The sequence below is a fragment of the Microvirga sp. GN3 genome (assembly GCF_055792825.1).
The window spans coordinates 75,046-96,790 of record NZ_JBVVAK010000013.1; the positions used below are offsets into that span (position 1 = coordinate 75,046).

Sequence of the window (21,745 nt, forward strand, 5' to 3'; positions counted from 1 at the left end):
GCGTCCATTCTCTTCCAACGATGCATCGCCTGAAGAGGGTGGAGCAGCAGATTCGAATGTCAAAGGGCGTCGTGAGCCAGACGCTCCAGGGCCGCGCCTTCCAGTCGCATATGACGATGATGCAGGTCGCGCATGCCGATGGATTCGTAGAAGCGGATCGCCGGTCGCTCTTCCTCGACGAAGAGTTCGACGCGGATCCAATCCCTCTCCAGCGCAACCCTTGCAACGGCCGCCATCAATGCGCGTGCTGCACCCGTACGGCGTGCTTCAGGTACGACATACAAGGCATGAACGATACCCATGGGTTTGCCGCGCCAGCCGGCATAGCCGCGAAAGAGCGAAACGAAGCCGACAGCCTTTCCGCCGCGTTCCGCAATGAGCGCTTCGAACAGCGGATCAGGCCCGAACCCATCGGCTTTGATCCGCTCGGCAGAGGTCCAGGGCGTTTGGCCGGGACGATGATCGTCGATCAACCCGGCGACGAAGCTGAAAATCGTGTCGGCATCGTCGGCTGTCGCCGACCGGATCCTGAGAGCGGAATTCTTCACAGTTGCGCAGTCATCTGCCCGCCTAATGCGCCTCGTCCCAGTTCTGCGCGGCCCGCGCTTCCACGGCGAGCGGCACTTTGAGCGTCACGGCAGGGAACGGGGCTTCCGTCATCACGCGCGAGATCACCGGCAGCGTCGCCTCGACCTCGTCGTCGGGCGTCTCGAACACCAGTTCGTCGTGCACCTGCAGCAGCATGCGGGCGGAGAGGCGTTGGGCTTTGAGCGCGTCTTCCATGCGGACCATGGCGCGGCGGATGATGTCGGCGGCGGTGCCTTGAATGGGCGCATTGATCGCCTGGCGCTCCACGCCCGCGCGTTCGGACGGATTCGACGACTTGATCTGCGGATAATGGCAGACGCGCCCGAACAGCGTCGTCACGTAGCCCTTGTCGCGGCAGAATTTCTTGGTTTCATCGATATAGGTTCGGATGCCGGGGAAGCGCTCGAAATACTGCTTGATGAAGGCCGAGGCTTCCGCATTGCCGATGCCGAGGCGTGTGGCGAGGCCGAAGGCGGAGATGCCGTAGATGATGCCGAAATTGATGGTCTTCGCCTGACGGCGCAGATCGCCCGTCATCTGGTCGAGCGGCACGCCGAACATAGCAGAGGCGGTGGCCGCATGAATGTCGATTCCTTCCGCGAAAGCCTCCTGCAATTGCGGAATGTCGGCGATATGCGCCAGGATGCGCAGCTCGATCTGGCTGTAATCGGCCGAGATGATCTTGTGGCCTTCCGGCGCGATGAAGGCGCGGCGGATCTTGCGGCCGGCTTCCGTTCGGATCGGAATGTTCTGCAGGTTCGGATCGGACGACGAGAGACGTCCCGTCGTCGTCGCTGCCAGCGCGAACGACGTGTGCACCCGCTTGGTCTCGGGATGCAAGTGCTCCTGCAGCGTATCGGTATAGGTCGATTTCAGCTTGGAGAGCTGCCGCCATTCGAGAATTTTTGCGGGCAGCTCGTGGCCGGCCTGCGCCAGTTCATCGAGGAGGGTTGCGGGCGTGGCCCATTGACCGGACGGTGTCTTCTTCGCGCCGGGCAGACCCATCTTGCCGAAGAGAATGTCGCCGATCTGCTTCGGCGAGCCGAGCGCGAATTTTTCTCCCGCCATCTCGTGGATCTCGTCCTCGAGCCGCGCCAGCGTCTGCGCGAAATCACCCGAGAGACGGCTGAGGATCTGCCGGTCGACCATGATGCCGCGCATCTCCATACGGGCCAGCGTATCGACCATGGGGCGCTCGAGCGTCTCATAGACCGTGGCGCGGTGCTCGGAGACAAGCCGCGGCTTCAGCACCTGCCACAGGCGCAAGGTCACGTCCGCATCTTCCGCCGCATAGGCGGTGGCCTTCGAAATCTCGACTTTGTCGAAGGTCACCTTGTTCCGGCCCGTGCCCGCGACCTCCGAGAAGCTGATCGGCGAGTGGCCGAGATGGCGGCGCGAGAGCTCGTCCATGCCGTGCGAGCCCTTGCCGGCATCGAGCACGTAGGAGATCAGCATCGTGTCGTCGAACGGGCGTACGTCGATGTTGTGGCGCTTCAACACGACCCAGTCGTATTTCAGGTTCTGCCCGATCTTGAGAACCGATGGATCTTCGAGAAGCGGGCGGATGGCGTCCAGCGCATCGGTGATCGGGATCTGACCCTTCACGAGGCCGCCGCCGAAGAGATCCGATTCATCGCGGTGCTGCAGCGGCACGTAACAGGCCTTGCCGGCCTCAACCGAGAGCGAGAAACCGACGAGATCGGCGCGGTTCGCATCGAGATCGCTCGTTTCCGTATCGACCGCGACATAGCCCTGCTCGCGCGCCAGAGCGACCCATTCCTTCAGGCGCTCCAGGCTTGTGACGGTCTCGTAAGCGGTGACGTCGAAGGGAGCGGATGAGGCTTCCGTCACGCGCTTTCCCGCAAGCTGCGAGGGCGTGCCGAGACCCTCGACAGGTTTGCGCAAGGTGCTGGTCTCCGGCAGGTCGAGACCGGCGAAGGGATCGACCTCGCCCGCCGTGGTATCGACCTTTCCGAAGAAGGGCACGGCATCGTCGGTGGGCGCCGTTACGCCGGTGCCGTTGCCGGTCCAGCGGATCGCCTCGCCGCCGGGCATGAGGCGTTGATCCGGCGCGATCGCGGCCGGATCGGCATCGTAGAGCTCCGCCACGCGCCGGGTGAGCGTGTTGAACTCCATGGCTTTCAAAAAGCCGATCAGCGTCTTGGCATCGGGCTCGGGCAGGCGCAGATCGTCGAGCGGCACCGGCACCGGCGCCTCGCAATCGAGCGTCACGAGCTTCTTCGACAGGCGCGCGGCTTCCGCATTGTTGATGAGCGTCTCGCGGCGCTTCGGCTGCTTGATCTCGGGCGCGCGCTCCAGCAGCGTTTCGAGATCGCCGTATTCCTTGATCAGTTGCGCGGCGGTCTTCAGCCCGATGCCCGGCACGCCCGGCACGTTGTCCGATGTGTCGCCCATGAGAGCCAGCACGTCGCCGATCTTTTCCGGCGGAATGCCCTCCCACTTCTCGATGACGGCGGCCTCGTCGAGATTGCGCTCGGGCCGGTAGCCGGGCTTGCCCTTGGAGCCCGATTCGAAATCGTAGAAGCAGACCTTCGGCCCCACGAGCTGCATCAGGTCCTTGTCGGAGGAGATGATGAGTACATCCGCCCCACGGGCCTTGGCCTGCTGGGTATAGGTGGCGATGAGATCGTCCGCCTCGTAGCGCTGAAGCTCCACCGGCTCGAGCCCGAAGGCGCGGATCGCCTCGCGCATGATCGGCATCTGGACCTTCAGGTCCTCCGGCGCATCCGGGCGGTGGCCCTTGTAATCCTCGTAAAGCTCCTTGCGGAACGAGCCCTCGGACTTGTCGAGCACGATGGCGAGATGGGTCGGCTTCAACCCCGCCGCCCCGTCGCGCATGAATTGCAGGAGCTTCGACACGAAGAGCCGTACGGCTCCCGACGGCATGCCGTCCGAAGAGCGGGCATTGTACTTCTGGTCCTGGTTCATGGACTGGAAATAGGCCCGGAAGATGAAGGAGGAGCCGTCGACGAGAAAGACATGGTCGCCGGCTTGGACGGGACGGGAGGACGAGGACATCGGGTCTCGGGGGCTTGAAGGGCTGCTCACGGGGAAGAGATAGCGAGTCCGGGGGCGGATGGCTATGGCGTTGCCATTTTGGATCGCGCGGAAGGGTCCGCGCTCGGATCCAATCCCGCAGGCCCTTGAGGCCAGGGTGCGTCGATTATGCAAGGACAGGTTTCGGGACCCGGATCGCAGAGATCCTGTCGGTACAGAAGCCTTTGAAATTCAATACTATTTTCCCATGACGTAACGAATGCTGGCTCCTGATGGTCAATCTTAAGCTTTGCCATGTGCGGCAACGCACCAGGCCACCCCTTTACAAGCTATAACCTTGCATTAAATCTCGCCACTGCATATTACAACATCACAATGGTCGCCGTGATTCCATTGCAGGGCAGGCCGGGGCGTTGGCAATTTTAGGGAGAAGAATTATGGCGATCGAGAAGTGGGGCAATCCTAAAACGGTTACAGGTCCAAATGGTGCGGATGAGAGCACTGTGGCGGCCCTGCCTAACGGTGGCTACGTCGTTGTTTGGGATTCAAGGGGCGTTACCTGCGTGCAGGTTTATGACGGCTTGGGGAATCCTGTCGGTGCCAGACAGGATCTTGCAAGTACGGTCGGGACGCCGAGGGCCCCCAAGGTGACAGTCCTCGACGATGGCAGCTTTATCGTTGGGTGGAGCGGCGCCAATGCAACGGTCCAAGCTCAAAAGTTTTCGGTTACGGGCGCGAAGGACGGTGGGCTTTTTACCATTGCGTCGCCGACCACCACTGGGCTTCCCAGAAATGACTTTCCGTCCTTTGCATCGGACGGTAACGAATGGGTCGCTGTCTGGGCTGCAAGCAATGACACGCAAGGTGTCATCCATTTCAAGCGGCAGGATGGCACTCAATTCAACATTGTAACAGGTTCAGGCGTCACCCAGCCCGATGTCACGGAGCTTGCGGATGGCAGGCATGCGGTCACGTGGGAAGAAAGTGGCGTTATCAAGGTCGCCCTTGTAGGGACCAACAACACAGTCACTGTGCTAACGGGGAATGCCAGCGGTCAAAATGCAAATGAGCCTAAAATAACGGCGTTGTCCAATGGCGGCTTTGTCGTCAGCTGGCAGGAGGGGAATGCAAGAAAGTTTTCCACGCAGGTCTATGATGCCAATGGAGGCAAAGTAGCGACAGGCTCCTTGCAGCAAAATGGAACATGGACGGAATATCCTCCTGAAATCGTTGCCCTGACAAAAGGTGGTTTCGCAGGCGGATACGCCGTCATCTATGAGGATTGGGTCGGGAACGACAACGGCGATATTTATCTGCAACTGGTCAAGGCCGATGGAACAATCGTCGGGCCCAAGCTGATTAATGACGGTGCTCTTCAAAAAGGAGACCAAGGTGGGATCACCTCGGTCACGGAGCTTCCCGACGGGCGCATCTCGATTGTTTGGGATGACGGAACCGATGGCAATGGCGTGATCCGTAATCAGACCATCGACGCTCGCGAAATCGCCGTCACGGTGAACGGAACCTCTCACAACGACATCTATGTCGGAACGGATATCGTGGGCCAGGTCGATACCCTGAATGGGAAGGCCGGCAACGACTCGCTCTATGGCGGCACCGGAGACGATTTCCTCAACGGCGGCGCCGGTGCGGATCGCCTCGATGGCGGAGCCGGATTCAATTGGGCCGATTACGTTGATGCCGTGGCGGGTGTGACCGCCAACCTCAAGGGCTCAGTGGGAAATACAGGTGAGGCCCTTGGCGATACCTACGTCAACATCCAGGGTATGCGCGGCTCAAGCCTCAATGACGTGCTGACCGGGCGTGACGGGGGAACCCAGCTGTCTGGTATGGGCGGCAATGATACGCTGAATGGTGGCACCGGAAACGATCATCTCCAGGGCGCAGACGGGGATGACTGGCTGTACGGCGGAGCCGGTAGAGATATTTTGAGCGGCGGTTTCGACAACTTGTCGCCGTCCGACACCAAGGCCCGAGCCAATGTCGGGGATACGGCCTCCTATCAGGGTGCCACAGCCGGAGTGACCGCCAGCCTGAGGCCTGAGGATGCCAACGACAACGCCGGCGACGCTGAGGGAGACAGTTACGACAGCATCGAGAACCTGGTCGGCTCCGAACATTCGGACATCCTGACGGGCACCGAGACATACAACTGGATTGCCGGCAACGACGGAAACGATCTGATTAAGGGCCGGGGCGGCGACGACCTGATCTGGGGCCAGGGCGGCAGCGACACGCTGGTGGGCGGCGTCGGAGCCGATACGCTGAACGGAGGTGATCGCTTCGACTATGCCTCCTACCAGGACGCCACAATCGGGGTCGAGGCTTCACTCGAGAATCCCGATAGTAATGAGGGCGACGCAGCGGGCGATACCTACGACTCGATCGAAGGATTGATAGGTTCTGCAGATCATGACCTCCTCATAGGTAATGCGAACAATAATGTGCTGATCGGCGGCGCTGGGGCCGACATTCTCCGCGGGAATGGCGGTGGTTCCGATACATTGGAGGGTGGCGACGGAGGTGATCGTCTCGTTGGAGTACAGGGAGGCGCTGACTATGCCAGCTATGCCAATGCCGGTGCAGCTGTAGTCGCGGACCTGACCAATGCAGCGAACCTCGCACCGGTTGGTTTTGCCAGTGTCGCCGGAACCGGCGATGCGGAAGGTGATATTTACGATGAGATCGACGGCCTGATCGGCTCCAGCTCTGGCGACACATTGTATGGCGATATCTCCGCCAACCATATCCTGGGCGGAGATGGCAATGACATCCTGATGGGCAGAGCTGGCAACGACACGCTGGACGGAGGTTCCGGCCTCAACACGGCGGTGTTCTCGGGCAGCCGTGCGCAGTCGATGATCACCCGCAATGCTGACGGCACGACCACGGTCACTGGCCCGGATGGCACCGATCTGCTCAAGGATGTGCGACAGCTGCAGTTCGCTGATGGGACGGAGTTCGTCAACGCCGCCCCCACGGGGCTGTTGCTGTCGAACGCCGTCATCGCCGAAAACGCCCCCGGGAACGCGGTGGTGGGCACGCTGGCGGCCACGGATCTCGACGGGGACAGGATCACCTACAGCCTGGCGCCGGGCTCGAGCGGGTCCTTCGGCATCATCGGCAACAGCCTGGTGGTGACCGGGCCGCTCGACTTCGAGACGAGGCCCGTGCAGCAGGTGACGATCCTGGCCAGCGATCCCTATGGCGGTGTCACGAGCCTGACGGTGAACATCACCGTGACCAACTACACAGACGAGACGACGCCGTTCACGCTCCGCGGCACGTCACGGGCGGATACGCTCCGTGGCGAAGCCGGCAACGACACGATCTACGGCAGCAACGGCAATGACACTCTCTATGGCGAGTTCGGCAACGACCGTATCTTCGGCGGGACCGGCAACGACAAGCTGTATGGCAGTTCGGGCAAGGACGTGTTCGTGTTCGACACACGCCTGAACAAGAGCACGAACGTAGATCGGATCTACGACTTCAGGTCTTCGGATGACAGCTTCTATCTCGACAACAAGTATTTCACCAAGTTGGGTTCGGGCTCGCTCTCCAAGCCGAAGAAGTTCAAGTCCGACATGTTCGTCGAGGGCAAGAAGGCGCAGGATCGCGAGGATCGCATCGTCTACGACAAGAAGACCGGCGCGCTCTACTACGACCAGGACGGCACCGGCTCGAAGGCGCAGGTGAAGATCGCCACGATCTCCAACAAGACCAAGCTCTATTACCACGACTTCTACGTGATCTGAGTCGACCACGCAGAGACTTGAGCGAGATGTGCCGCCCGGCGAAGGCTGTGGCGGCACTTTCTTTTGGGATGAGCCTCAGGCAGCCCTCAGGCGCGCGAGGTCGAGGTCGAGTTCGCGCAGGGCCTGCATCACCACGCCTTCGGTCAGAAGGTCCATGGAGGATTCCATCACGTGGATGGCAGCGAGCGCCCGCAGTTCCGGAATGGTCTGCGACTCCAGCGCGGCCTCGAAGGAGGGGCGCAGCAGGTCCATGGCGCGGGTGCCGGGACCGCAGATGACGATGTGGTCGGGCTCCAGCGTCTGGATCAGGATGCCGACCGCATCGCCCAACACTTCGCCGGCGGCCTGGAAGAGATTGAGGAGGGCGGGATCGCCCGCGCGGGCCTGCTCGACGATGGAGCCCATGGCGCCCTCGCTCGGCAGCAGCAGGGTCGGGGCGGGGCGATGATCGATGAGCTGGGCGTCCCGGTGGAGCGCGTAATCGGCGAGATAAGCCTCGATGCAGCCGCGCCCGCCGCAGCGGCATTGCGGACCGCTTCGGCGCAGGCGCACATGGCCGAACTCGCTGCCCCCGAAACGCGCGCCGCGATAGAGCTCGCCCTGGATGAGAAAGCCGAGGCCGACACCGTCGCCGATCATCAGGCAGGCCGTGCGTCCCGATCGCAGATCGGAGTTCCGCTGCGTGATGGCGAAGGCCATGGCGCTGGCATCGTTCTCGATCAGAACGGGCTTGCCGAGGCGCTCGCCGAGGCCCGAAGCCAGCGGCAGGTCGCGGGTGCCGAGCACTGGGCTCCAGGCGACGATGCCGTCCCGCGTGTCCACATAGCCCTGGCAGGCGAGGCCTACGGCCTTCACGTTGTGTGCGCCGGTCTCCTCGGCGAAGACGGTGATCGTCTCCGCCAGCACATTCATCAGTTCTTCCGCCCCGAGATTGCGCAAGGGACGTTCGATGTGCCGGCTCGCCCGGTTGCGTCCCGCACTGTCCACCAGCCGCAGCTCGATGCGGTTGAAGCCGGTCCAGACGCCGATCACCGATCCCAGGGTTTCCGCAAAGTAAAGGCGCGTCTTGGGCCGCCCGCGAATCAGGCCCGAGGCCGGGTCCGTCGTCTCTTCCGCGACCAGGATGCCCTCATCGAGGAGGCTGGCCGTCAGGTCGGAGACACTCGCCGGGCTCATGCCGAGATGCTGGCCGATCTCCACCCGCGCCATGGGGCCTTCCCGACGCAGAGCATCGAGCAGGCGCCGCCGGGCCGTTTCACGAGGAGAGAGGGAAAGCATGGTCATCGCGTTCATTTGTTCGGTTTATGAATAAAACAATTCCAAGTTAGATGGGTATCAGACGAAAATATAAGCCTGAAGGTGCTTGAAGCCAGGAACGGCTGAGATAATTATTTCCGCGCTCGAAATATAAAGCATGGCAGAGCGAGCCATATCGTCGATCCGCCTCGGACCGACAGCCTGTCATGAGCAAGGGACTTGTAAAGGGAACGCAAGGTCCAGGAGGAAGCCGATGCTATCGAAGAAACACGCACTGATCAGTCTTGCCGCTCTGGCTCTGTCCGCCACCGCCGCCTTCGCCCAGAAGGGTCCGGTCGTCGGCGTCAGCTGGTCGAACTTCCAGGAAGAACGCTGGAAGACCGATGAGGCCGCTATCAAGGCCGCCGTCGAGAAAGCCGGTGGCACCTATGTGTCGGCGGATGCGCAATCCTCGCCGTCCAAGCAGCTCACCGATATCGAGAGCCTCATCTCCCGCGGCGCCAAGGCGCTGATCGTGCTGGCGCAGGACGCGGATGCGGTGCGCCCGGCCGTCGAGAAGGCGGTCGCAGAAGGCATTCCGGTCGTCGGCTATGACCGCCTCATCGAAATTCCGCAGGTCTTCTATCTCACCTTCGACAATGTCGAGGTCGGCCGCCTTCAGGCCCGCGACGTGCTGAAAGTGAAGCCCGAGGGCAATTATGCCTTCGTCAAGGGCTCGGGCGCCGATCCGAACGCCAACTTCCTGTTCCAGGGCTCGATGGAAGTGCTTAAGAGTGCGATCGATTCCGGCAAGATCAAGAATGTCGGCGAGGCCTATACGGATGGCTGGCTCCCCGCCAATGCGCAGCGGAACATGGAGCAATTCCTCACCAAGAACAACAACAAGATCGATGCGGTGATCGCCGCCAATGACGGCACCGCGGGCGGCGCGATTGCTGCTCTTGCAGCGCAGGGCCTCGCCGGTTCCGTGCCGGTCTCCGGTCAGGACGCCGACAAGGCGGCTCTGAACCGCGTGGCGCTTGGCACGCAGACCGTCACGGTGTTCAAGGATGCCCGCGAACTCGGCCGCAACGCAGCAGAGATCGCCGTGCAGCTCGCGGGCGGCAAGAAGCTCACCGAGATCCAGGGTGCAAAGCCCTGGAACCTCGGTCCGAAGAAGCAGAACATGACCGCTCTCTTCCTCACGCCCGTTGCGATCACGAAGGATAATCTCGACGTGGTCATCAATGCCGGCTGGGTCACCAAGGACGTGGTCTGCCAGGGCGTGAAGGCGGGCACCGTGAAGGCCTGCAACTGATCGGGGCTTGCTCCTTGTCGTCCCCGGCTAGCCTTTTGGCGAGGGGAGGGATCCATTCGACGCTCTGCGTAATGGATCCTTCCCCTCCGCTGACGCTTTGGCCGGGGATGACATTTTTCATGAGACTTTTCATTCGCCTTTCAGCGTGACGTCATGACTGCACCTGTTGCCACGACTGCCCCGCCGAGCACCGCTTCCGGCTCGCTCCTGTCGAAACTCGAGATCGATGTCCGCATGCTCGGCATGCTGGCGGCGCTCGCCGTGATCTGGATCGGCTTCGACATTCTCTCCGGCGGCGTTTTTCTTACCCCGCGCAATCTCTGGAACCTGTCGGTTCAAACCGCCTCCGTGGCGGTCATGGCGACCGGCATGGTGCTCGTCATCGTCACGCGCAACATCGATCTCTCCGTCGGCGCGATCCTCGGCGTCGTCGGCATGATCATCGGCGTCGCGCAGGTGCAGTGGCTGCCGGCCTATCTCGGGCTGGAACATTGGCTCACCGCACCGCTCGCCGTGCTGATCGCGCTTATCGTCGGCGGATCGATCGGCCTTTTCCAGGGCTGGCTCATCGCCTATCTCGGCATTCCCTCCTTCATCGTCACGCTCGGCGGCCTGCTCGTGTGGCGCGGCGCGGCCTGGTGGGTCACGACCGGCCAGACCATCGCGCCCATGGATACCCGCTTCAAGGCTTTCGGCGGCGGTGTGGAAGGTGCGCTCGGCGCGACCGCCACCTGGATCATTGCCGCGATTGCCTGCGGCGGCATCATCGTGGCTTTGGGCCTTGCCCGCCGCCGCCGCCTGAGTTTCGGCTTCCCGGTGCGTCCCGGTTGGGCGGATGCGGTGATTGCCGGTATCGCCTGCGTCGCCGTGCTCGGAGCCGCCGCCATTGCCAATGCCTATCCGCTGCCCGCCGGTACGGCGCGCCGCTGGGCCGAAGCGAACGGCATTGCGTGGCCCGAAGGCGGATTGTTCATTCCGCACGGTGTCGCACTGCCGGTGCTGATCGCGGTCGTCGTTGGTCTGGTGATGACCTTCATTGCGACTCGCCGGCGCTTCGGCCGTTATGTCTTCGCCATCGGCGGCAATCCGGAAGCGGCGGAATTGTCGGGTATCAACACCCGCTGGACGCTGATGAAGGTGTTCGGCCTGATGGGCCTGCTCTGCGGCATCTCCGCCTGCATCTCGACCGCACGTCTCAATGCTGCAACGAACGCAGCCGGCACCCTCGACGAGCTTTACGTGATCGCGTCTGCTGTGATCGGCGGCACGTCGCTCGCCGGCGGCATCGGCACCATCGCTGGCGCCATGCTCGGCGCGCTCGTCATGCAGTCGCTGCAGTCGGGCATGGTGCTGCTCGGTGTCGACACACCGCTGCAGAACATCGTCGTTGGCGCGGTTCTCGTGCTGGCGGTGTGGGTCGATAGTCTCTATCGCCGTCGCATCAAGTAAGGGACGCGCATCATGCATACGAATGGAACGGCGCCTCTTGTCGAGATGCGCAACATCTCCATCGCTTTCGGTGGCATCAAAGCTGTCGACGGCGTCTCCGTCGATCTGCGCCCCGGCGAGGTGGTGGGCCTGCTCGGCCATAACGGCGCCGGCAAGTCGACGCTGATCAAGATCCTCTCCGGCGCCTACAAGGCGGATGCGGGCGAGATCTACGTGAATGGCGAGCATGCCGACATCTCGACGCCACGCGATGCCAAGCGCTACGGCATCGAGACGATCTATCAGACGCTCGCGCTCGCCGATAACATCGACGCAGCAGGAAATATCTTCCTTGGACGGGAAGTCCTCACGCCCTATGGCACCCTCGATGATGCGACGATGGAGGCCGAGACGCGCAAGGTCATGGCGCGTCTCAATCCGCATTTCCGCCGCTTCAAGGAGCCTGTGAAAGCGCTCTCCGGCGGTCAGCGCCAATCGGTTGCGATTGCGCGCGCGATCTACTTCAATGCCCGCGTGCTGATCATGGATGAGCCGACAGCGGCGCTCGGTCCCGCCGAGACGCAGCAGGTGGCCGATCTTGTGCTGCAGCTGAAAAAGGAAGGGATCGGTATCTTCCTCATCAGTCACGACATCCACGATGTCTTCGGCCTCGCCGACCGCGTCAGCGTGATGAAGAACGGCAAGCTCGTCGGCTCGGCCAATGTGCAGGACGTCACGCAGGACGAGGTGCTCGGCATGATCATCCTCGGCAAATGCCCGCCCGGAGCTACGCCAGGACCGGGTGCGATCTGATTCCGTTCGCGTCATTCCGGGCGAAGCGTGAGCGGAGGTCCGGGACAGGTCGCAGAATTAAGGTGCCAACCTCGTCAAGCAATCCCGGGTTCTGCTATGCAGTCCCGGGATGACAGCACGTTCATTGGAATAAGGTGAAGATTGATGACCCAGACGATTTACGGCTCCCTGAAGGACAAGGCTGTTCTCATTACCGGTGGCGCGAGTGGTATCGGCGAGAGCATCGCACGTTCGTTCCACGCGCAGGGCAGCAAGGTCGCCATCCTCGACTACAATGCTGAAGCGGGGCAGGCTCTGGCGAAGGAACTCGGCGAGCGCGTGCATTTCGAGCATAGCGACGTGCGCGATATCCCGGCTTTTCAGGCAGCCATCCGGCGCGCCAGCGATGCGGTCGGGCCGATCACGATTCTCGTCAACAACGCCGCGCGTGACGATCGCCACACCATCGATCAGGTGACGCCGGAATATTGGCGGGAGCGCTTCGCCACCAATCTCGATCATCAGTTCTTCGCCGCCCAAGCCGTGCTGCCGGACATGGAGAAGGCGGGCGGCGGCTCGATCATCAATATGGGCTCGACGAGCTACATGGTGAGCGACGATTCTTTCGCGGCTTACAAGACCGCGAAATCCGCCGCCGTCGGTCTCACCCGCGCATTGGCGCGCGAGCTCGGACCGAAGAACATCCGCGTCAATTGTCTCGTTCCTGGCTGGATCATGACCCAGCGCCAGATCGACCTCTGGCTCACGCCGGAAGGCGAGAAGGAACTGCTCAAGCGCCAATGCGTGAAGCGCAAGCTCGTGCCGCAGGACATCGCCAATTTCACGCTTTTCCTCGGCTCGGACGATTCCAGCGCCATGTCCGCGCAGACTTACCTTGTGGATGGCGGGTGGGTCTGATCGCCCCTTGAATAGCGTCATCCCGGACGGTGAAAGCCGATCCGGGATCGTGTGCAGGATGTGGCGCCTAAACCACCAGTGTCATCCCCGCGAAGGCGGGGATCCATATCCGCTGACGGTGCCGAACCGATCGAAGATCGTGGTTATGGATCCCGGGCTCCGCCGCGCGGCCCCGGGATGACAGTGCTTTACTTATCCTACGATCCCGGATCTTCGCTTCGCTCTGTCCGGGATGACGTTTGAATTTATGCCCTCGATCCGGCACCGACCGGCGTTCCGGTCATCTCGGCCGCTTCCTCTTTCTCCTCGACCGTCTTCATCGTATCCCGCCGCACGATGAGGCACAGGAAGACCAGCGGGATGCCGATGGCGGCGGTGCCGGTGAAGAGCAGGGGATAGCCGAAGGCATCCACCACCGCGCCCGAGGCGCCGCCGATGAGTTTGCCGGGCAGAGCGTAAAGCGAGCTCAGAAGGGCGTACTGCGTCGCGGCGAAGCCCGGCGAGGTGAGGCCCGACATGTAGGCGACGAGCGCTGCGCCCGCGAAGCCTTGCGCGAAATTGTCGACGCTGATCGTGAGCGTCAGGCCCATGATCGTGGCGTTGCCGGCGGCAAGCCAGGAGAACATCAGGTTGGAGCCGGCGGCGATGGACGCGCCGATGAGTAGGGTCCACCACAGGCCAAGACGGGTCAGCGCGAGGCCGCCGCCGAAGGCACCGATGATGCCGATCCAGACGCCGTAGAGCTTCGATACATTGGCGATGTCGGCCTTGGAGAAGCCGAGGTCGATATAGAGCGGGTTCGCCATGATCCCGGCAACGAAATCGGGCAGGCGGTAGCAGGCGATGAGCGCCAGGATCGGGATCAGCATCATGCCCTTGCGCCGGAACAGATCGGTCAGCGGCTCGATGATCGCCTGGACAAAGGGAAGGTGTTTGCGTGCCGGCCCTTCGTCGATGCGCGGGGCGAGCAATGTGCCCACGAGACCGACGCCCATGAGCGCTGTCATGGCGAAATAAGCGCTGGGCCAGCTCGCGAACTGGGCGATGTAGAGCGCACCGGCGCCGGCGCAGATGAGGGCGAGGCGATAGCCCAGCAGAAGGCTTGCCGCCATCATGCCCTGGCGTTCCGTCGGCGCCGCATCGATGCGCCAGCCGTCGATCACCACATCCTGGGTCGCCGACGAGAAGGCGATCAGCACGGCCGCCGCGATCGTGAGCGGCATGCTTATCTGGGGGCCCGTGAGGGCCATGCCGATCAGGCCGGCCATGACGCCGAACTGCGACAGGGCCATCCAGCCGCGGCGGCGGCCGAGCAGGCGGGAGAGGCCCGGAACGTCATAGCGGTCGACGATGGGAGCCCAGAGGAATTTCAGGGAATAGGCCAGCGCCACCCAGCTCAGCATGCCGATGATCGTTAGCGAGATGCCGGCCTCCCTGAGCCAGGTTGACAGGGTGCTGAAGACGAGCAGGAAGGGGAGCCCCGAGGAGAAGCCCAGCGGCAGCATGAGCGCGATGCGTCCGTCGGTCAGAACATCGCGAAGGGAAAGACGGCGTTTGGTTGAGGCGGCCATGAAGTCATCTTGGAAATGAGAAAGGCGCCACATTGGCACAAGGCCGTGCCGATGCAAAATCAGCCACTGTCCTCCCCCCGTTCAACGGCTTCGCTCAACTTGGCAAGAAATCTCTCAAGCGCCTGCTCTGGTGGGCAGTCCTTCTCCGTCAGGACCTGCAGGCCCCATTGCTCCAGAACCGCCTGCTCGACAGGGTTCGGACGCAGCACGAACACATAGGATTGCGGCCTGTCCCGCTCGTATCCGGAATCAGCCCAGGTTTTCCAAAGCCTGTGCAGCAGGAAGCGGATGTTGAGATCCCTCATGCTGTAGCCGATGAACAAGATGGTCTTGCCGAGCGCGTCCGAGCGGAACTTGATGTCGAGGGGCGACTCGAAGGAGAGACGTTCGAGATAGTCGGTCTCCGCGATGACGATGGACCCGTCATCGTCGAAATCGCCATGGTACTTCACGATCTGCGGAATGCCCGAGCGGATCCGGGCGATGTCCTTGGCATTGACGATCTTCACGTATTCCTTGCCCTGCAGCTCGAACGAGGTCTCCAGGTTGCGATCGAAGTTCGTGGTGTAGATGATCGGGAAGTCGAGCTTGCAGATGATCTCGTGGACGCGCGAGCATTGCAGGGCTTCCTCCGGAATGCTCCAGTTCCGGTCCATCCAGCTGCGCAGCGGGCCGATGCTGCCCTGTTTGATGCGATAATATTCCGCAAGCGTCAGATGGTTGAGTTCGGCTCCTCGGAATTCCGACAGATCGATCTCCAGCTCATCGGCAATGTGTTCGATCAGAGTGCTCCATGAGGGCAGGCCGACCGTCATGGAGACCCCGGCGCCGGCGAACAGAATGGCCTGTCGTTTCCGGATGGCGGCTACCAGATCCTCATGCACGCAACTCTCCTCCACCATTGCCTGCCCTTAACGCACGAACCCGCTACTCTGCTTCAAAGAAACCTGCGGAATAACTTGAGCGTTTCGCGGGTTGTCTTAAGCTTTGGAACGTCGAACAGGAGAGAGCGGGACGTGGCAGGCTACCGGATCAAACAGGTCGAAACTCTCTATGAGGGGTGGCGCAAGCTCCTCAAGATCACGGTCCAGATGCCGGATGGCCGAATCATGTCGCGGGAGGTTCTGAACAGCACCGATGCTGCCGCCGTGCTTCCCTACGATCTGGAGCGGCGGACAGTCATCCTGATCCGGCAGTTCCGCGCGCCCGTCATGCATGTGGAGGGTCACGCGGACCTCCTGGAAGCCGTGGCGGGCCTGCTTGATGGAGACGAGCCTGAAGCCTGCGCCAAGCGTGAGACCATGGAGGAAGCGGGCCTCCGCATTGCCAAGCTGGAGCCGGCGGGAATGGCTTGGTCAGCCCCAGGCATGACGACAGAGCGCCTGCATCTGTTCCTGGCGCCCTATACCGGCGATGACCGGGTCGGCGAAGGTGGCGGGCTCACCGAGGAGCACGAGGAAATCGAGGTGCTGGAAATCAGCGTCGACGAGCTTGTCGGCCTCCTGAATCAGGGCTCCATTGCCGACATGAAGACCCTGGCCCTGATCCAGGCCTTGCAACTCCGGCATCCGGAGCTGTTCGACAGGGCCTGAAAACGGCTTGTTACAAACTAAGCCGCTCGGCATGCCAGCGCAGATGATCCTCGATGAAGGTCGCGATGAAGAAGTAGGAATGATCGTAGCCTTCCTGCATCCGCAGGGTTAAAGGCTGGCCAGCCTTGGCGCAGGCCTCCTGCAACAGTTGCGGCTTCAGCTGATTGTCGAGAAAACTATCGGCCGTACCCTGATCGACCAGCAGATCAGGCACACATGCGCCGCCTTCGATTAATGCGCAGGCATCGTATTCGCGCCAGGCGAAGCGATCAGCCCCGATATAGTTCGACAGTGCTTTCTCGCCCCAAGGACAATTCACGGGCGAGGCAATGGGTGCGAAGGCGGAAACGGCCTTGAAGCGACCGGGATTGCGCTTCGCAATCGTGAGCGCTCCGTGGCCACCCATGGAATGGCCGGTGATGCCCTGGCGGCTCATGTCGGCGGGCAGGTTCTCGGCGATGAGAGCCGGCAGCTCGCGCTCCAGATAGGAGCGCATGCGGTAGTTTCGTACCCAGGGCTCCTGCGTCGCATCGACATAGAAGCCAGCTCCGAGACCAAAATCGTAAGCTCCCTCGGGATCATCCGGCACACCTTCGCCGCGCGGGCTCGTGTCCGGAGCGATGAGCATCAGGCCGAGCTCCGAGGCCACCCGCTGCGCGCCCGCCTTCACGGTAAAGTTCTCCTCCGTGCAGGTGAGCCCGGAGAGAAACCACACCACCGGCACCTTAGCGTTCCTTGCCTGCGGCGGCACGAAGACCGCCACGCGCATGGGCGTGCCAGTCTCTTGTGAGGCATGGCAATAGACGAACTGCGTGCCGTTAAGGCAGCGCGATTGCGAGACGACCTCGAAACTCAACGATCCGCTCCTTGATCAATAGATGATGACCGAGCGGATCGACTTGCCTTCATGCATCAGGTCGAAGGCAGTGTTGATCTCGTCGAGCGGCATCTTATGGGTGATCAGATCGTCGATGTTGATCTTGCCCTCCATGTACCAGTCGACGATCTTCGGCACATCCGTGCGGCCACGCGCGCCGCCAAACGCCGTGCCCTTCCACACGCGGCCGGTGACGAGCTGGAACGGACGTGTGGAGATTTCCTTGCCCGCTTCCGCCACGCCGATGATGATGCTCTCGCCCCAGCCGCGGTGGCAGCATTCGAGGGCCTGGCGCATCACGTTCACATTGCCCGTGGCATCGAAGGAGAAATCCGCGCCGCCGCCGGTGAGATCGACGATCGCCTGCACCACCTTGTCGGTGCCGATCTCGTTCGGATTGATGAAATCCGTCATGCCGAATTTCTTGGCCATTTCGACCTTGGCCGGGTTGATGTCGACGCCGATGATCTTGTCGGCACCGACCATGCGCGCACCCTGGATCACGTTGAGGCCGATGCCGCCGAGACCGAACACCACCACATTCGCGCCGGGCCACACCTTCGCGGTGTAGATCACTGCGCCGATGCCGGTGGTGACGCCGCAGCCGATGTAGCAGATCTTGTCGAAGGGCGCGTCCTCGCGCACCTTGGCGAGCGCGATCTCCGGCAGCACGGTGAAGTTCGCGAAGGTCGAGCAGCCCATATAGTGGAACACCGTCTCGCCGTCGCAGCGGAAGCGGCTGGTGCCGTCCGGCATAAGGCCCTGTCCTTGCGTGGAACGGATGGCGGTGCAGAGATTGGTGCGGCGCGACAGGCAGGATTTGCAGTTGCGGCATTCGGGCGTGTAGAGCGGGATCACATGATCGCCGGGTTTCAAGGTGGTGACGCCGGGGCCGACCTCGCGCACGATGCCCGCGCCCTCATGGCCGAGGATCGCCGGGAACTTGCCCTCGGAATCAAGCCCCGAGAGCGTATAGGCATCCGTGTGGCACACGCCGGTTGCCATTACTTCCACAAGCACCTCGCCGGCCTTCGGGCCCTCGATGCGAATGGTCTCGATGGTGAGCGGCTTGCCAGCCTCCCACGCCACGGCGGCCCTGGTTTCCATGCTCGTGTCCTTACCTCATGATTCGGTGAGGGACTATGTGAAGCCGGGCTCCGTCAGGTCAATAGAGGCGTGCCTTTCCAGGAACCTCCGCAACGCCTATGTGTGGATGCGACAGATGAAGGAATCTCCCGTGCCAGACGTCCGCGCCACCATCATTCCCGTGACGCCTTTCCAGCAGAACTGCACATTGCTGTGGTGCGAGAAAACGAAAAAGGCTGCCGTGGTCGATCCCGGCGGCGATCTTCCCCATATCCGCGAAGCTATCAAGCAAGCAGGCGTGAGCGTGGAGAAGATCATCCTCACGCACGGCCATATCGATCATGCTGGCGGAGCAGCCGAGCTGCGCGAGGAACTCGGCGTACCGATCGAGGGTCCGCACGAGGCCGATCGCCTTCTGCTGGAGCGGCTTGCGGAGCAGGGTCAGGCCTATGGATTCCCGGCCCGCGCCGTCACGCCGGATCGCTGGCTGAACGAGGGCGACACGATCACCGTCGGCGATCTCACCCTCGACGTGCTCCATTGCCCCGGCCATTCGCCGGGCAGCGTCGTGCTCGTCTCGGCGACGCAGCGCTTCGCTCTTGTCGGCGACGTGCTGTTTCAGGGCTCCGTCGGGCGCGTGGATCTTCCCGGCGGCGACGGCAAGGTGCTGATCTGCTCGATCAAGGACAAGCTGCTGCCGCTCGGCGACGACATCGCCTTCATCTGCGGCCATGGCCCCATGAGCACTATCGGCCAGGAGCGGCAAAGCAACCCGTTCCTGCAGGGCGAGGGGCTTTTCTGATTGAGAACACTCCGTGCCCTCATCCCGAGGACTGGCCTGTAAAGCGCTGATGATTCCGCTCACGTCATCACCGGCCTCGTGCCGGTGATCCCGATCGGAAGAGCGCGGCGCTTCAATCCATCGGGATGGCCGGCACAAGGCCGGCCATGACGTCAAGGGTTGTGCCCGTTGTGCCGGCCTGAACATAAAACGGCCCGGGATTGCTCCCAGGCCGCTTCTTTTGCCCCTACGGCTTTTTATTCGCTTACTCCGCAGCCTGGATCAGCACGGCGCCCTTGAGGCCCATGCGATCCGCCACGCCGAGGCCATAGGCCTTGTCGGCGAGGTAGAAATGCACGATCTGGCGCTTCACGATCTCCTGCGGCACGCCCTGCATCGCTTCCACGATGTTGTCCATGAGCCGGTTCTGCTCGTCCGGCGTCATGAGGCGGAACAGGTCGCCCGGCTGCTTGTAGTCGTCGTTGCCGGCGCGGTGATCGTAGCGATCGGCATCGCCCGAGATCTTGAGCGGCGGCTCGGCGGCACGCTGCGTCTGCACCGGACCGTTGAAGGAGCTCGGCTCATAGTAAGCATTGCCGCGGTTCGGGATGTCGAACAGCATTGAGCCATCGGCATGATAGTGATGGACCGGGCAGCGTGGGCTGTTCACCGGCAGCGCCTCGTAATGCGTGCCGACGCGGTAGCGGTGCGCATCCGCATAAGCGAAGATGCGGCCCTGAAGCATCTTGTCCGGCGAGAAGCTAATGCCGGGCACGATGTTCGACGGTGAGAACGAGGATTGTTCGACCTCGGCAAAGTAGTGCTGCGCATTGCGGTTGAGCTCGAGGATGCCGACCTCGATCAGCGGGTAGTCGCCGTGCGGCCACACCTTGGTGACGTCGAATGGGTTGTACGAAGTCTTTTCCGCGTCCGTCTCCGGCATGATCTGCACGCAGAATTTCCAGCGCGGGAAGTCGCCGCCTTCGATGGCCTCGTAGAGATCGCGCTGGGCACTCTCGCGATCCTTGGCGACGACAGCCTCGCCTTCGCGGTTCGACCAGGTCTTGATGCCCTGCATGGACTTGAAGTGGAATTTCACCCAGAAACGCTCGCCGGCCTCGTTGATGAACGAATAGGTGTGCGAGCCGAAGCCGTGCATGAAGCGGTAGCCCTGCGGCAGGCCGCGATCCGAGAACAGGATCGTCACCTGATGCAGCGTCTCGGGGCTGAGCGACCAGAAATCCCACATGGCGGTGGCAGAGCGCAGGTTCGTGGCCGGATGGCGCTTCTGCGTGCGGATGAAGTCGGGGAACTTCACCGGATCTCGCACGAAGAACACCGGCGTGTTGTTGCCGACGATGTCCCAGTTGCCCTCTTCCGTGTAGACCTTCAGCGCGAAGCCACGCACGTCGCGCTCGGCATCGGCCGCGCCGCGCTCGCCGGCGACGGTGGAGAAGCGCAGAAAGACTTCCGTCTGCTTACCGATTTCCGAGAAGACCTTCGCCTTGGAATACTTGGTGATGTCGTTGGTGATCGTCAGCGTGCCATAGGCGGCCGAACCCTTGGCATGGACCACCCGCTCCGGAATGCGCTCCCGGTTCTGGTGCGCGAGCTTCTCGATCAGCTGGTAGTCCTGGAGCAGCAGCGGGCCACGGGCGCCGGCCGAGAGGCTGTTCTGGTTGTCGGCAATCGGCGCGCCGGCCGTGGTGGTCATGGTCGTTGTTTTTGTCATGGTCGTCCCCGTTGAGGTCGGCGCAAGATGCCGGGAGGACTCGATAAGGTCCAATTGTATTGATTACAAACTGCGATCAGTTATTCTTATCGGTGTCATGATCACTCTTCGACAGCTTCGATATTTCGAAACACTCGCGCGCACGAAGCATTTCGGCATGGCAGCCGATCAATGCGCCGTCACCCAGCCGGCGCTCTCGATGCAGATCAAGGAGCTGGAGCGCGAACTCGGCGTCGATCTCGTCGAACGGAGAGGAAACTCTGTTGCCATTACGCCGGCTGGACAGGAGATCGCATCGCGGGCCGAGACGATCCTGAATCAGGTGCGCGAATTGTCCGATTACGCGCATCAGTATCAGGGTGTGCTCACGGGCCCGCTCCGCCTCGGGATCATTCCTTCGATTGCGCCCTACCTTCTGCCGGCAATCCTGACCGAGGTGGACAAGCAGTATCCGGCCCTCGATCTCCAGATCCGCGAGACGCAGACCGCAGCACTGGTCGAGGAACTGGTGCGGGGTGATCTCGATGCGGCTCTTCTCGCACTGCCGATCCAGCAGCCTCAGGTCGAAACCATGGCGCTCTTCCAGGATCGCTTCCTTATCGCCGTGCAGAGCCAGGCGGCGCAGGGCTGGACGACCGGCGATCTGCGCAGCCGCATCGAGCAGGAGCGCCTGCTGCTGCTGGAAGAAGGACATTGCCTCAGGGATCAGGCCCTGCAGTTCTGCCACATCGCCAACATGCAGGCGCGAAAAGCGCTCGGCGCCGCATCGCTCACCACCATCATGCAGATGGTAGCAGCCGGCCACGGCATCACGCTCCTTCCCGAACTCTGCGCCGAAACCGAGGTCGACCGGCAGCGGGTCGCTCTGATCGAATTTCCGGAAGACGCGCCCATGCGCACCGTCGGGTTGGCCTGGCGCCGCACATCGACCCGGAAAGGCGACTTCCGGGCTCTGGGCAGCCTGATCCAGTCGCTCAAGCAGTCAGATCCGGACACGGAAAAACCTGCCGGCCATTGATGCATTGACAG

16 protein-coding genes are annotated in these 21,745 nt (G+C 62.2%); 8 read left to right on the forward strand and 8 right to left on the reverse strand.

Annotated features, from left to right (window positions below):
* Window positions 1-59: 59 nt before the first annotated feature.
* Both ACS5Q1_RS09190 and polA read right to left on the reverse strand, forming a co-directional pair.
* Window positions 60-548, reverse strand: a complete 489-nt coding sequence (locus ACS5Q1_RS09190) for a GNAT family N-acetyltransferase (RefSeq protein ID WP_473097863.1) — start codon at window positions 546-548, stop codon at window positions 60-62.
* A gap of 22 nt (window positions 549-570) precedes the next feature.
* Window positions 571-3,627 carry a DNA polymerase I gene (polA, locus tag ACS5Q1_RS09195; protein ID WP_473097864.1) on the reverse strand — a complete coding sequence of 1,019 codons (3,057 nt, stop codon included), beginning with the start codon at window positions 3,625-3,627 and terminating at the stop codon, window positions 571-573.
* 416 nt (window positions 3,628-4,043) lie between these two features.
* Here polA and ACS5Q1_RS09200 point away from each other — a divergent pair, with 416 nt between their 5' ends.
* Window positions 4,044-7,385, forward strand: a complete 3,342-nt coding sequence (locus ACS5Q1_RS09200; RefSeq protein WP_473097865.1) for a beta strand repeat-containing protein — start codon at window positions 4,044-4,046, stop codon at window positions 7,383-7,385.
* A 75-nt stretch (window positions 7,386-7,460) separates the two neighbouring features.
* Here ACS5Q1_RS09200 and ACS5Q1_RS09205 read toward each other — a convergent pair whose 3' ends face one another.
* The gene (locus ACS5Q1_RS09205) at window positions 7,461-8,669 is read right to left on the reverse strand and encodes an ROK family protein (RefSeq protein WP_473097866.1); all 1,209 of its coding nucleotides are present in this window, start codon (window positions 8,667-8,669) and stop codon (window positions 7,461-7,463) included.
* Between the two features lie 226 nt (window positions 8,670-8,895).
* Between ACS5Q1_RS09205 and xylF the strand changes: the two genes are divergently transcribed.
* The 4 genes from xylF (at window position 8,896) to ACS5Q1_RS09225 (ending at window position 13,077) form a co-directional block, all read left to right on the forward strand.
* Window positions 8,896-9,939: a D-xylose ABC transporter substrate-binding protein gene (xylF, locus tag ACS5Q1_RS09210; protein WP_473097867.1), complete on the forward strand. Its 1,044-nt coding sequence runs from the start codon at window positions 8,896-8,898 to the stop codon at window positions 9,937-9,939.
* A 153-nt stretch (window positions 9,940-10,092) separates the two neighbouring features.
* Window positions 10,093-11,388 (forward strand): sugar ABC transporter permease, encoded by a 1,296-nt coding sequence (locus ACS5Q1_RS09215; protein ID WP_473097868.1) that lies wholly within the window; start codon window positions 10,093-10,095, stop codon window positions 11,386-11,388.
* 12 nt (window positions 11,389-11,400) lie between these two features.
* Window positions 11,401-12,180, forward strand: coding sequence for an ATP-binding cassette domain-containing protein (locus ACS5Q1_RS09220; RefSeq protein WP_473097869.1), 780 nt, complete (start codon window positions 11,401-11,403; stop codon window positions 12,178-12,180).
* 144 nt (window positions 12,181-12,324) lie between these two features.
* Window positions 12,325-13,077: an SDR family NAD(P)-dependent oxidoreductase gene (locus ACS5Q1_RS09225; protein ID WP_473097870.1), complete on the forward strand. Its 753-nt coding sequence runs from the start codon at window positions 12,325-12,327 to the stop codon at window positions 13,075-13,077.
* A 245-nt stretch (window positions 13,078-13,322) separates the two neighbouring features.
* Here the strand turns inward: ACS5Q1_RS09225 and ACS5Q1_RS09230 are convergent, their stop codons facing one another.
* Complete coding sequence (locus ACS5Q1_RS09230) at window positions 13,323-14,648, reverse strand: AmpG family muropeptide MFS transporter (protein WP_473097871.1); 1,326 nt, start codon at window positions 14,646-14,648, stop codon at window positions 13,323-13,325.
* A gap of 59 nt (window positions 14,649-14,707) precedes the next feature.
* Entirely contained in the window at window positions 14,708-15,550 is an 843-nt protein-coding gene (locus tag ACS5Q1_RS09235; protein WP_473097872.1) for an SIR2 family NAD-dependent protein deacylase, read from the reverse strand.
* A gap of 114 nt (window positions 15,551-15,664) precedes the next feature.
* On the opposite strand from ACS5Q1_RS09235, the gene ACS5Q1_RS09240 reads away from it, so the two are divergent.
* Window positions 15,665-16,240: an NUDIX domain-containing protein gene (locus tag ACS5Q1_RS09240; protein ID WP_473097873.1), complete on the forward strand. Its 576-nt coding sequence runs from the start codon at window positions 15,665-15,667 to the stop codon at window positions 16,238-16,240.
* A 10-nt stretch (window positions 16,241-16,250) separates the two neighbouring features.
* Here the strand turns inward: ACS5Q1_RS09240 and fghA are convergent, their stop codons facing one another.
* Window positions 16,251-17,096: an S-formylglutathione hydrolase gene (gene fghA / locus ACS5Q1_RS09245; RefSeq protein WP_473097874.1), complete on the reverse strand. Its 846-nt coding sequence runs from the start codon at window positions 17,094-17,096 to the stop codon at window positions 16,251-16,253.
* A 15-nt stretch (window positions 17,097-17,111) separates the two neighbouring features.
* Window positions 17,112-18,224 carry an S-(hydroxymethyl)glutathione dehydrogenase/class III alcohol dehydrogenase gene (locus tag ACS5Q1_RS09250; RefSeq protein ID WP_473097875.1) on the reverse strand — a complete coding sequence of 371 codons (1,113 nt, stop codon included), beginning with the start codon at window positions 18,222-18,224 and terminating at the stop codon, window positions 17,112-17,114.
* A 115-nt stretch (window positions 18,225-18,339) separates the two neighbouring features.
* On the opposite strand from ACS5Q1_RS09250, the gene ACS5Q1_RS09255 reads away from it, so the two are divergent.
* On the forward strand, window positions 18,340-19,005 hold the full coding sequence (locus ACS5Q1_RS09255) for an MBL fold metallo-hydrolase (protein WP_473097876.1): 666 nt from the start codon (window positions 18,340-18,342) through the stop codon (window positions 19,003-19,005).
* Between the two features lie 244 nt (window positions 19,006-19,249).
* On the opposite strand, the gene ACS5Q1_RS09260 is transcribed toward ACS5Q1_RS09255, so the two are convergent.
* Window positions 19,250-20,716, reverse strand: coding sequence for a catalase (locus ACS5Q1_RS09260; RefSeq protein WP_473097877.1), 1,467 nt, complete (start codon window positions 20,714-20,716; stop codon window positions 19,250-19,252).
* A gap of 97 nt (window positions 20,717-20,813) precedes the next feature.
* On the opposite strand from ACS5Q1_RS09260, the gene ACS5Q1_RS09265 reads away from it, so the two are divergent.
* Complete coding sequence (locus tag ACS5Q1_RS09265; RefSeq protein ID WP_473097878.1) at window positions 20,814-21,734, forward strand: LysR substrate-binding domain-containing protein; 921 nt, start codon at window positions 20,814-20,816, stop codon at window positions 21,732-21,734.
* Window positions 21,735-21,745 lie beyond the last annotated feature (11 nt).